Source organism: uncultured Winogradskyella sp., assembly GCF_963975125.1.
In the GTDB taxonomy this organism is placed as follows: Bacteria; Bacteroidota; Bacteroidia; order Flavobacteriales; family Flavobacteriaceae; genus Winogradskyella.
The window spans coordinates 1-12,703 of record NZ_CAXBGB010000088.1; the positions used below are offsets into that span (position 1 = coordinate 1).

A 12,703-nucleotide genomic window follows, 5' to 3' on the forward strand; every position below is an offset into this window, starting at 1 on the left:
TTTTGTTTTCATGATATAAGATTTTGAATAATTCTAGAACAACTATGCCTTACTTGTGTATTTGCACAATAATTGAGTTCAGGTAGATTTTACAATAATTAAAAAATCCATTTGTTTGAGCAATAAAGAAGCTAAATGTTAGCAAAAAATAATTGGTGGCACCCTTGTTTTCATTGAATTATAAATTAATAGCCTCAATGAAGTTACACCCTAAATCAATGTGTTAGGTGTAAAATGTGATGAGTAGCTCAAAAAACAACATGTTTAACAAACGAAATTAAGAGAGGTTGCTTTTAAAGATCCGTGATAAGGGAATATTTATATCTGGTTGAAGAATAACATTAGACCTATTTACAGCAGACACATAGTTTTTATTAATAATATAGGATCTATGAACTTTAACAAAATTAGGTGGTAACTCTTCTAGTATAGCTTTAATTTTATTGCGATCTATAATCGTTTTGCTATCCGTTACAAATTCTAAATAATTGCCATCAGATTTTATGTATTTTAACTTTTTTAAATACACCTTAGATTTATTATTAAGTATTACTGCAATTTCTTCAACCTTTTTTGCAATATGTTCCTTTTCTAATTCCACTTCTTTAATGCGCTCTTGTGATTGTAAAAAACGACGCCCAAACCAAACTGCTATTAGAGAAGTAATAAGAGCTACAATGAACCACCGCCAGCCCAAACTCTCTTGCTTGTAAATCTCTAATTCATTTTTCTGATTCTCTTGCTGAAGCTTAATTATTTTATTAGCCTGTTTCTGGCTTTCATACTTTGCTGTAATTTCAGCAATGTTTTCATTTTGTTGAAATTTTGCAATAGAATCACTTAAAAACTTATACTTATTTGAATGAAAAAGGGCCTTTTTATAATCTCTTTTTAACGCATGTGCTTTTGATAAATAATATTCTATTTCAGCAGCTTGATTCCTTTTTTTATTTACCTCTTTGGCTTTTGTAAAATTGATAATAGCACTTTCGGGCTTATTTATATTGTAATAGCTTTGACCAAGTAAAAAATATGTTTTATCAATATTTGTTAAAAAGTTAATATCCTTTTTTATTAGAATAGAGTTTGTAAAATAGTCTATAGCATCTTGGTAACGCTCCTCATCTATAAGTGATTGCCCAATATTATAATAGACTATTGACTTCAATTTATCATTTTCTCCGCTTTCAAGTTCTTTCAGCATTTTTAAAGAAGCGGTTGTTTTCTGTTTTGGTGTCATTCCTCTGCTTGTAGAATTCACCTTGTGTTTTTTATTTTCATTACCACTTACACTTAACGAAGCATCAAAAAAGTAGTCCGCTAATTTGAGTTTATTCAACTTTTCGTAAATAACACCAATCTGTAAATAAGATTTAGCCAACCCTTTTTTATTATTTGCAGTTTTATAGAAATCTACACTTAGGAAGTAAAATTCTAAAGCCTTGTCAAACCGTTCTTTTAAGTCAAATATAGCAGCTTGGTTATAGTTGGTATTGCCATTAATAACATCCGAAAACTTATCTTGATTATCGAAATTAAATTGTAGTAAATTTTGTGCCTCGGCTGTTTTATCTAAAGCGATAAGGTAAAATGAATAGTAATACCCAGTGGCTCCTATAAGAAAAGTGTCTTTTTTCTTTTCGGCAATATTATACGCTTTTTTAGAGAAGTATAAAGCACTATCCTGATTTTTGACGCCATTTTTAATAGCGCGTTGAATAAGGGAATCAATTTCTGTATGCTCGGTTTGTGCGTTTCCAAAACAAGAAAGAAATAAAAACAAGAAAAACACATAACCACTATTCTTCATACTGTAAAGTACAAAAAAAAACAGAAGTTATTGACTTCTGCTTTGTTACATTAAGAATTTCGCCTGCTAATCATTCAACTTCAAAACAGCCATAAATGCTTGTTGAGGTATTTCTACATTACCAACTTGGCGCATACGTTTTTTACCCTTTTTCTGCTTTTCAAGTAATTTACGCTTACGCGAAATATCACCACCATAACATTTTGCAGTTACATCTTTACGTAAAGCTTTTATGGTTTCTCTAGATATAATTTTAGCTCCGATTGCTGCTTGTATTGGAATATCGAATTGTTGACGCGGAATTAATTCTTTCAATTTCTCACACATCTTTTTACCAATATGTTGTGCATTATCTGCGTGTATTAAAGCAGAAAGTGCATCAACAGGTTGAGCATTTAATAAAATATCTAAACGAACTAACTTAGATGTTTTCAGGCCAAGAGGGTGATAGTCAAAAGAAGCATAACCCTTTGAAACTGTCTTAAGTCGATCATAGAAATCGAAAACAATTTCCGCTAATGGCATTTCAAAAGTTAATTCAACACGTTGAGTTGTTAAATACGTTTGGTTTAAGACAATTCCCCTCTTTTCTATACAAAGAGACATTACATTACCAACAAAATCAGATTTAGTAATAATGGTTGCCTTTATATAAGGTTCCTCAACTCTGTTTACAGTTGAAGGCTCTGGTAAATCAGATGGATTATTTACTATAAAAGGCGTATCTGGATCTTTGTTTGTATACGCATTATAAGATACGTTAGGTACTGTTGTAATAACCGTCATATCAAACTCGCGCTCTAAGCGTTCTTGAATGATTTCCATGTGCAACATACCCAAGAAACCACAACGGAATCCAAAGCCTAATGCAGCAGAACTCTCTGGTGCAAATACTAAAGAAGCATCGTTAAGTTGAAGTTTTTCCATAGAGTTTCTAAGCTCTTCGTAATCTTCTGTGTCAACAGGATAAATACCTGCGAAAACCATAGGTTTTACATCTTCAAAGCCTTCAACAATATTAGTTGTTGGGTTTGCGAAATCAGTAATCGTATCACCAACCTTTACTTCTTTAGCTGTTTTAATACCAGTAATTAAATAGCCTACATCGCCAGCTTTAACACTTTTTTTAGCAACTTGAGTTAATTTTAAAGTGCCAACCTCATCAGCAAAATATTCTTTATCTGTAGCAACAAACTTAATTTTTTGTCCTTTTTTAATTTCACCGTTAAAAACTCTAAAATAGGTTTCAATACCTCTAAATGTGTTATAAACTGAATCAAAAATTAAAGCCTGTAATGGAGCGTCAACGTCTCCTTTTGGAGCTGGAACACGCTCAATAATGGCTTTTAAAATGTTATCGACACCAAAACCTGTTTTTCCACTGGCATGAATCACTTCTTCGGGATAGCAACCCAATAAATCAACGATGTCGTCTGTAACCTCTTCTGGGTTTGCACTTGGTAAATCTACCTTATTAAGCACCGGAATAATTTCTAAATCATTTTCTAAAGCCAAATATAAGTTTGAAATTGTTTGTGCCTGAATACTCTGAGCGGCATCAACAATTAATAAAGCGCCTTCACAGGCTGCAATAGAGCGAGAGACCTCATAAGAGAAATCTACATGACCAGGAGTATCAATAAGATTTAACACATAGTCTTGCCCTTCAAAGGTATATTCCATTTGAATAGCATGAGACTTAATGGTAATACCACGCTCACGCTCTAGATCCATACTATCTAAGAGCTGATCTTGTTTTTCACGAGCAGTCACTGTTCCTGTATAATCTAGTAAACGATCTGCTAATGTACTTTTTCCGTGGTCTATATGTGCAATAATGCAAAAATTACGAATGTTTTTCATCTGTTGATATACACTGTTTTTGTGTTAAGATGGAATATCCAGAAAGATTATTTAAAATTAAACAACCTCCACAGGAGGGATATTTCATCTATCATTTCTAAAGAAATAAATAGGTTTGCAAATATAATTGATTTCTTGTGCTTTGCGACATCAATAATCATAATAAAACCGTGATGAATTACGGTAAAACCGTAATATTAAGTAAAAAACAATTTATATATTGCAGCACAAACTTAACTTATGATTGCTCGCCTACGATTTTATATTAGCGTACTTCTATTTATATTTAGTATTTCCGTATTTGCTCAAGATTTTTCTATTTCAGGAAAAATCATTGATTCAGACAACAACCCTATTGAGTTTGCAAATGTGGTTGTTCTTATAGAAAAAGGGGGTGAATTTCTTAAAGGAACATCAACAGATAACGAGGGCTTTTTTATATTGAATAATTTAGACGCAGCTACGTATTTTATTAAAATAAGTTATATAGGTTTTGAAGAATTTGAACAAAAAATCATCCTAACAGGAGATTTAAATTTAAAAACAATTCAGTTAAATGAGACTCCCGAAAGCCTAAGTGAAGTTACCGTTATAGCAAAAAAGCCAACAATAATACGTAAGCCAGACCGTTTAATTTTCAATATTGAAAATACTGCATTAACAGAAGGTAGTACCTTAAGTGTTTTAAAAAGCACACCAGGAATTATTGTGTCGGAAGGTAGTATTAATATCAAAAGTTCACCAGCAACGGTTTTTATTAATAATAGACGTGTACAATTAACTTCAGAAGAACTTATTACTTTATTAGAAAGTTCACCAGCAAGTAGCATAAAATCAGTTGAGGTTATTACAAATCCGCCAGCAAGTTATGATGCAGACAGTGGTTCTGTTATTAATATTATAATGAGTAAAAATCTCGTAACAGGTTATAGAGGCAGTGTTTTTACCAATTATACGCAAGGAGTGTTTCCGAAATATAATGCTGGTACAAGCCATTATTTTAAAAATAATAAAGTCAACCTTAACGTAAATTATAGTTACACCAATCAAAAAATAAATAGAGATCAAGATGATACCGTTAATTTTTTAGATAATCCAAACCCAGAAACACCAGATATTTACGAAATCAATCAAATTTGGAAGTCTAATATCAATAGAAACACATGGTCCGAAACGCATAATCTTAATCTTAATTTCGATTATTATATTGATGATAAAAACACATTGAGTCTTACCAGCACTGGATTATATACTCCATATTTTAAGTATCAAATTAGAAATAAAACTGATATTACAGATGAAAATCTAAATTTCTTATCAAGTTTTACGGCCGATAATTTATCTAGAGATAACAAATACAATATTGGTACAGACTTAAATTTTAGACACGATTTTGAAAATAGTGCAAGTTTAGCGTTTAATGCGCATTATACAATTTATGATTACGAACGCAATCAGAAAGTATTTCAAGACAACTTAGTTGAAGATGATTCAGAATTTAACACGCTCGCCAATCAAGATACTCAGATTATCACAGGAAAAATTGATTATAATTTACCCATTGATGATACATCCGTATTTGATTTAGGTCTGAAATATTCAAATATAAATACCGAAAGTGATATTACGAGATTAGATATTATAAATGGCGAAGAAGTGCTCAATACTGAGAATACGGATGCTTTTAAATACGATGAAAAGGTATTTGCAGCATATACTAACTATAGTAAATCTTGGGATAAATGGGATTTAAACTTAGGGCTAAGAGTTGAACAAACAAATATTGAAGGAGAATCTTTAACTTTAAGTGAAACGAATACGCAAGACTATCTCAATTGGTTTCCAAATGTGGGCTTGTCTCATCAACTACTAGAAAAAGCAAGTATATACGGAAGTTATAAACGAAGCATTACAAGACCTAGTTACACGGATTTAAATCCATTTACATTTTTTATAAATGAAAATGCAGTTGTGCTGGGAAACCCTAATTTGGTACCAACCTACAGAGATCACTACAAAGTGGGAACTAATTTTTTAGAGCATTTTACGATTGAAGCTTATTATATGAACTATGATGGTGATATAGTAGAATTGCCAAGACAAAATAATCAAACCAATATTGTTGCATACACACCAACAAATCTAGACAAAAAGGTTGAGTATGGTTTCGATTTCTCGTTTGATTATTATCCAACAAGCACTTGGAACCTTTATTTTGTCACATCATTTTATAACATTTCAGAAGAGGCAAATTTTGGCGAGGGATTTGTAGAACTAAATCAATGGTCTAATTACAGCATCTTAGCAAATAATTTATCACTATTGAATGACAGGAGTTTAAATTTAAACCTAAGCTTTACATGGGTTGGTAAAAATTTACAGCAGTTTCAAACGGTTGAGGATCGATTGGTTTCAGAGTTTAGTTTATCAAAATCTATTTTAAATGGAAAAGGTGTAATTTCATTGTCTATAGAAGACATGTTTAATGACCAAGATTATAAAACCTCTTTAAACTATTTAAATCAATCGAGCTCTAGTTTTGTAGATGTTGACAATAGGTTTATAAAATTAGGTTTCCGTTACAACTTTGGTAATACAAAACTTAACACTAATCAGCGCACTACAGACGCTGAAGAACGTGAAAGACTGAAAGATTTAAACTAGTCTTGCCACTCAGCAATAAACAAATTTGTATCTCTCAACTAGTATATTTCAGAACACAGCTAATCGCGCCATTCTGCAATAAACAAGTTGGTATCTCTACCACCTCCATTATTTCGGTTAGATGAAAACGCTAAGTGCTTGCCATCATTAGAATAAACAGGGAAGGCATCAAAAGTCTCACCATGGGTTACTCGCGTTAAATTCTTACCATCAATATCTATTAAATACAAATTGAAAGGAAATCCACGTTCAGCTTCAAAATTAGATGAGAATAAAATTTTCTCACCAGAAGGATGAAAAAACGGACTCCAATTTGCATTGCCTAAATCAGTTAATTGTCTTAAATCAGAACCATCAGCATTACAGATATAAAGTTCCATTTCTGTTGGTTCAACTAAGCCTTGAGCTAATAGATCTTTATAATCTTTAATTTCTTTTTCTGTCTTAGGACGAGACGAACGGAATATTAGTTTTGTACCATCTGGAGAGAAGAAAGCTCCACCATCGTAACCCAATTCATTTGTAATTTGTTTTACATTACTTCCATCAATATTCATGGTGTATAGTTCTAAATCACCACTTCTTGTTGATGTAAACACAATTTTATCACCCTTAGGAGATACCGTTGGTTCAGCATCGTAACCAACCTCATTGGTTAATTGTTTTACAATATTACCTTCTAAATCTGCGACAAAAATGTCGTAGCTATCATAAATTGGCCAAATGTATTTTCCGTTTTGTCTTAAAGGTGTATCTGGGCAGTTTTCATCACCCAAATGCGTCGAAGCATAGATAATATGTTTGTTGTCTGGCAAGAAATAAGCACAAGTAGTTCTACCTTTTCCTGTACTTATCATGGGTGGAGCAATGCTATCAGTAAAAGTTTCATTGGCATTCATCAAAAACATTTGGTCGCAACTAACATTCCATTTGGCATTGTTAGATTGAAAAACCAACTGCTTATCGTCAAAACTCCAGTAGGCCTCAGCATTATCACCACCAAACGTAACCTGTCTAATAGATTTAAAATGGATTTCTTCTGGATAGATTAGTGGATTTTTTGTTGAGGTAGAATCTATGGTAGACTCAGTTTTAGATTCGGATACTTTAGAGGTTTCTTCTTTACAAGATGAAAATGTAACCAGTAGAATTAAAATAACAGTGATTCTGTTCATAATAAAGTATTATAATAAATGGCTTTTAATGCCTAATTTTGTGCAAAAATAAGATTTAAAGATGAAATGAGCCACGAAATACATCTGATAATAATTCAGAATGGTAATGGCAAATTACATTTCACAAATTTAATTAAATAGATATTTTATAAATGAAAAATTGGATGTTTTTATTGTTTTTAGCAAGTGTGCTTTCTTGTAAAAACGAATCTAAAGTTGTAGATAACAAAATAAAGGAAGATGTTGCTTTTTTAGCAGACGATAAATTAGAGGGAAGGCAAACCGGAACAAGAGGTGAAACCTTGGCTGCTAAATATCTCGTGGAGCGTTTTAGAACCATTGGTTTACAACCAAAAGGAACCGAAGGGTATTTGCAATCGTTCTCATTTAAACCCAAAACAGATCCTCATGGTGAAGTTAAATTTACAACAAATGCAGACAGTACAATTACTGGAAATAACATCATTGGATTTATAGACAACAATGCAAAATCTACCATTTTAATCGGTGCACATTACGATCATTTAGGTTTTGGAGGCGAAGGTTCATTATATAGAGAAAATGACAAAGCGGTTCACAATGGTGCAGATGATAATGCGAGTGGAGTGGCAGTAATGTTGAATTTGGCGAGTCGAATAAAAATTAAAAATGACCAAGCAGAAATAAAAGACAAAAACAACTATTTATTTATGGCATTTTCAGGTGAGGAAATGGGATTATTAGGCTCTAATTACTTCTCAAAAAACCCAACTATTAATGCAGAATCTATTAATTATATGATTAACATGGATATGGTTGGTCGTATGAAAGCAGATAGCACTTTAGCGGTTTACGGAACGGGAACCTCTCCAATATTTAAACAAACGTTGAAATCTAATAATGATAAATTTAAATTGGTTGAAAATGAAAGTGGAGTAGGTCCAAGTGATCACACATCGTTTTACTTAATTGATATTCCTGTCCTACATTTCTTTACAGGTCAGCACGAAGATTACCATAAACCAGGCGATGATTCTGAAAAGTTGAATTACGATGGCATGAATCTTATTTCGGATTACATTTATAATATTATTACTGATTTAGATGACAATGGCGAGTTGGTTTTCAGAAAAACAAAAAATGAAAGTGAGGAAACACCTCGGTTTAAAGTTGGTTTAGGGGTTGTACCAGATTATTTGTACGATGGAAAAGGCATGCGAATCGATGGAACGCGCGAAGAAACGCCAGCATTTGCAGCAGGTTTACAAAAAGGGGATATTGTTTTAAAACTCGGAGATAGTACGATCACAGATATGATGAGTTATATGCGTGCTTTATCTGTTTTCGATAATGGTGATGAAGCCGAAATTACGGTGAAGCGCGGAGACAAAACTATAGATACTAAGGTTAAGTTTTAAGAGTTCATCATAACCTTTCGCAAAAGGAAGGACTTATTTCTCAAACGGAAAAAGATTATGAATAAACGCTAGGCCTCACAGGTTTCAATACCTGTGAGGTCTTATACAGGAAATAATGAAAATATCAAAACAACATATCATAACCAAAACCCATCTCATCATTTCGGTATTTATTGTTGTTCCAGTCGCTTTTGTAAACGGTTTTAACCCAAGTTCAGAATTCGATATTCACTTAAATACAGTTGACGAACACAATTTTTTTAAAGCCATAATGGGCTTGTATTTAGGATTTTCGATATTGTGGATTCTAGGTGTTTTTAAAGTAAATTATTTAAAAATTGCATTAATAACCAATCTTATTTTTATGTTTGGTTTGGGTTTTGGAAGATTACTAAGTTGGCTTATAGATGGCACACCAACATCTGGATATATTTTCGGAACCTTTGCAGAATTATTTTTAGGCTTTTATGGTTTTTGGGTATTGAAATACCGACTAGATTAGCCCAATGATCTCAACTAATAGTCTAAAATAACTTAGCTTTGCATCAAAATTTAAACACTTGGTTAAAATAGGCGACATAGAATTACCAGACTTTCCATTGCTTTTGGCACCTATGGAAGATGTTAGTGATCCACCATTTAGAGCGTTATGCAAGGAACAAGGTGCAGATGTGGTTTATACTGAGTTTGTGTCTAGTGAAGGTCTAATCCGCAATGCAGCAAAGAGTGTTATGAAATTAGATATCTACGAAAAAGAACGACCAGTTGGTATTCAGATTTTTGGAGCCAATATGGAAAGCATGTTGCAGACCATTGATATTGTAGAAAAGTCAAATCCAGATATCATTGACATCAATTTTGGCTGTCCTGTTAAGAAAGTAGTTTCTAAAGGGGCAGGAGCAGGAATTCTGAAGGACATCTGTCTTATGGAACAGCTAACGGCAGAAATGGTTAAACGCACCAATTTACCTGTTACAGTAAAAACCAGATTAGGTTGGGACCACGACTCTATAAAAATTGTTGAGGTTGCTGAACGTTTGCAAGATGTTGGCTGTAAGGCCATTGCAATACATGGGAGAACTAGAGCGCAAATGTATAAAGGTGATGCTGACTGGAAACCTATTGCTGCAGTGAAGAACAACCCAAGAATGCATATTCCTGTATTTGGAAATGGCGATATAAATACACCTGAAAGGGCTGCGGAAATGAGAGATTCTTATGGCCTAGATGGTGCTATGATTGGACGTGCAACTATTGGAAATCCATGGTTTTTTAAACAGGTTAAACACTATTTTGAAACAGGTGAACATTTAGCTCCAATCTCTTTAGTAGAGCGTGTTGAAGCCGCAAGACGTCATTTACAAATGGCAATAGATTGGAAAGGTGAAATCCTTGGTGTTTTTGAAACTAGAAGACATTATACCAACTATTTTAAAGGGATTCCACACTTTAAAGAATACCGAATGAAAATGGTAACAAGCGACGATTCTAAAGACGTATTTGCTGCTTTTGACGAAGTTTTGGAAACGTTTCCAGATTATCAGTTTACCTCTTAAGACTGAATTAATTGCCTTGTGATGCGTTGAGAAGCAATTCTCGATGCAATAATTCCTAACGCAAAGATTGTTGCTAAAACGATAAACACATTAATAAAATTCAATCGTACAGGATAAGGTAACTCTGGTGTTAACATCACCAAATCATAGGATTGTTGTAAAAACACAATTAATAAGCCAATTGCAACACCAATAACTCCGCTTACAACAGTCATTAAACTGCCTTGCCAAAAGAAAATAGACTTAATTGTTTTTGGTTCTGTGCCTAGATTAAACAACGTGTTTAATGATTTCTTTTTATCTAAAATCATCATAATGATAGCTCCAATAACATTAAACAAAGCTATGATTATCACCAAAGTAAATATGAGGTAAATAGCCAGATTTTCGGTATTCAACATTTTGAATAAAGCATCGTTTAACTGCTCTCTATTTTTAATGATAAATCTATTTTCGAAAGCATTTTCTAGTTGCTCCTTAGTTTCAGATTCATCGGCATTGGGTTTTAGTTTCAATTCTAAAGAACTTATTTGGGAGTCATTGTAGTTTAGTAAATTTCTTGCCAAACTTATATCAGCAAATATATATTCATTATTCAATTCTTCATTAATATCAAATAGTCCAACATTGTTTACGTAAACTGAATTATACATGCTTTTTAACGAACTTGGCTGTCCTTTCCCTGGTTTAGGCACATAAAGAGATAAGGGCTTGAGGTAATTAAAAATGCCAAAAGATAGATTATTAGAAATTCCCCAACCAGAAACCACATCGTTACTTTCTGGCGAAATCCAATTGCCTTTAGTTACCATAGAATCTATATTGGTAACTTTTAAGTAGTTTAAATCCACACCTTTTAAGGTAGCAAGAAGATTCTTGTTTTCAGATTTAATAATAATGCGTTCTTCAATAATTTTAGAATAAGAAGCAATCCCATTTAAGGCATTTAACTTAGACATGTCCTCTTCAGAAAAAAGAAACGATTTACCTTCTGTGGGTATTAATTTTAAATCGGGATCTACAAAAGAAGAAAATTGAAGACTAAAATCTTTTAACCCAGCAAAAACAGATAGTACAATAAAAAGTGCTGCAGAGGCAATAACTACACCACCAGAAGCGATAAGCGTCATTATATTTATAGCATTATTACTGCTTTTAGAAAATAGATAACGTTTTGCTATATATAAAGGAAAATTCACTTAAGATTTTTTTCGCTTACCAAGTAAATCTGGATTTTCAAGTGGGTCATCCTCTCCTTTTAGAGAACGCTCAATACCGTCAATATATTCTAAGGAGTCATCAATAAAAAATTCAAGCTGTGGCATACGTCTCAATTGATGACGTGTACGTTGCGCAAGCTCATGTCTAATTAAAGGTTTGTTAGATCGAATACCTTCTAGCAAAGGCTGTGCTTCTTTATTCGGAAATATACTTAAGTAAACTTTAGCTACAGATAAATCTGTAGTTACATTTACTTTACTCACTGAGATAATAACACCTCGCAAACCACCATCAGTTGCTGCTTTTTGTAATACTTCTGCTAGGTCTTGTTGGAGTATGCCTCCTATTTTTTTCTGTCTCTGTGTAAATTCTTCCATAATGATTATTATAACTAATCATCTGCAAAAGTAGAGGTTATTTAAAGATTATAGTATTTTTGAGGGTAAAAATTGACTTTTTAAGTATAGTCTTTCAAGATTAATTAAACAGATATTCTGTTTTCACTGAACACAAAAGATGAGAAAAATAGAGCACATTGGTATTGCTGTAAAAGATATAGATAGTTCTAATGACCTTTTTTCGGCGTTATTCGGAAAAGACCATTATAAGGTTGAAGATGTAGAGAGTGAAGGTGTAAAAACGTCTTTTTTTAAATGTGGTCCCAATAAAATTGAATTGCTTCAAGCTACTAATAAAGACAGCCCAATAGCTAAGTTTATTGAAAGGAAAGGAGAAGGTATTCACCATATTGCATTTGCTGTAGATGATATTGAGAAAGAAATAGAAAGACTTACCATGGAGGGTTTTGAGATGATTCATAAAGCGCCCAAGAAAGGTGCAGATAATAAGTTAATTGCTTTTTTACATCCAAAATCTACAAATGGTGTTTTAGTAGAATTATGTCAAGAGATTAAGGAATAATTTTCTTGTAGAGTTTTAAAATATGTAGTAATATTGCAGCCTTATTGGTCCCATAGCTCAGTTGGTTAGAGCACCTGACTCATAATCAGGTGGTCC

Annotated in this window: 10 protein-coding genes; 5 read left to right on the plus strand and 5 right to left on the minus strand. The window is 32.8% G+C overall.

Features of this window, described 5'->3' with window-relative positions:
* Positions 1-277 precede the first annotated feature (277 nt).
* Positions 278-1,810: a LytTR family transcriptional regulator gene (locus AAC053_RS11845; protein ID WP_339756810.1), complete on the minus strand. Its 1,533-nt coding sequence runs from the start codon at positions 1,808-1,810 to the stop codon at positions 278-280.
* A gap of 66 nt (positions 1,811-1,876) precedes the next feature.
* Positions 1,877-3,673, minus strand: coding sequence for a translation elongation factor 4 (gene lepA, locus AAC053_RS11850; RefSeq protein WP_339756813.1), 1,797 nt, complete (start codon positions 3,671-3,673; stop codon positions 1,877-1,879).
* A 240-nt stretch (positions 3,674-3,913) separates the two neighbouring features.
* Between lepA and AAC053_RS11855 the strand changes: the two genes are divergently transcribed.
* Entirely contained in the window at positions 3,914-6,337 is a 2,424-nt protein-coding gene (locus AAC053_RS11855) for a TonB-dependent receptor (RefSeq protein WP_339756816.1), read from the plus strand.
* A 59-nt stretch (positions 6,338-6,396) separates the two neighbouring features.
* On the opposite strand, the gene AAC053_RS11860 is transcribed toward AAC053_RS11855, so the two are convergent.
* Positions 6,397-7,512: a hypothetical protein gene (locus tag AAC053_RS11860; protein WP_339756819.1), complete on the minus strand. Its 1,116-nt coding sequence runs from the start codon at positions 7,510-7,512 to the stop codon at positions 6,397-6,399.
* A gap of 152 nt (positions 7,513-7,664) precedes the next feature.
* On the opposite strand from AAC053_RS11860, the gene AAC053_RS11865 reads away from it, so the two are divergent.
* The 3 genes from AAC053_RS11865 (at position 7,665) to dusB (ending at position 10,465) form a co-directional block, all read left to right on the plus strand.
* On the plus strand, positions 7,665-8,909 hold the full coding sequence (locus tag AAC053_RS11865) for a M28 family peptidase (protein WP_339756822.1): 1,245 nt from the start codon (positions 7,665-7,667) through the stop codon (positions 8,907-8,909).
* A 115-nt stretch (positions 8,910-9,024) separates the two neighbouring features.
* The gene (locus tag AAC053_RS11870) at positions 9,025-9,411 is read left to right on the plus strand and encodes a DUF4345 domain-containing protein (RefSeq protein WP_339756825.1); all 387 of its coding nucleotides are present in this window, start codon (positions 9,025-9,027) and stop codon (positions 9,409-9,411) included.
* Positions 9,412-9,469: 58 nt separating this feature from the next.
* Positions 9,470-10,465, plus strand: coding sequence for a tRNA dihydrouridine synthase DusB (dusB, locus tag AAC053_RS11875; RefSeq protein ID WP_339756828.1), 996 nt, complete (start codon positions 9,470-9,472; stop codon positions 10,463-10,465).
* On the opposite strand, the gene AAC053_RS11880 is transcribed toward dusB, so the two are convergent.
* Both AAC053_RS11880 and rbfA read right to left on the minus strand, forming a co-directional pair.
* Entirely contained in the window at positions 10,462-11,664 is a 1,203-nt protein-coding gene (locus AAC053_RS11880; RefSeq protein ID WP_339756831.1) for an FtsX-like permease family protein, read from the minus strand. The genes dusB and AAC053_RS11880 overlap by 4 nt on opposite strands.
* On the minus strand, positions 11,665-12,063 hold the full coding sequence (gene rbfA, locus AAC053_RS11885) for a 30S ribosome-binding factor RbfA (RefSeq protein ID WP_339756834.1): 399 nt from the start codon (positions 12,061-12,063) through the stop codon (positions 11,665-11,667). It lies immediately after the preceding gene.
* 139 nt (positions 12,064-12,202) lie between these two features.
* Here rbfA and mce point away from each other — a divergent pair, with 139 nt between their 5' ends.
* Positions 12,203-12,607 (plus strand): methylmalonyl-CoA epimerase, encoded by a 405-nt coding sequence (gene mce / locus AAC053_RS11890; RefSeq protein WP_339756837.1) that lies wholly within the window; start codon positions 12,203-12,205, stop codon positions 12,605-12,607.
* The last annotated feature ends 96 nt before the right edge of the window (positions 12,608-12,703 follow it).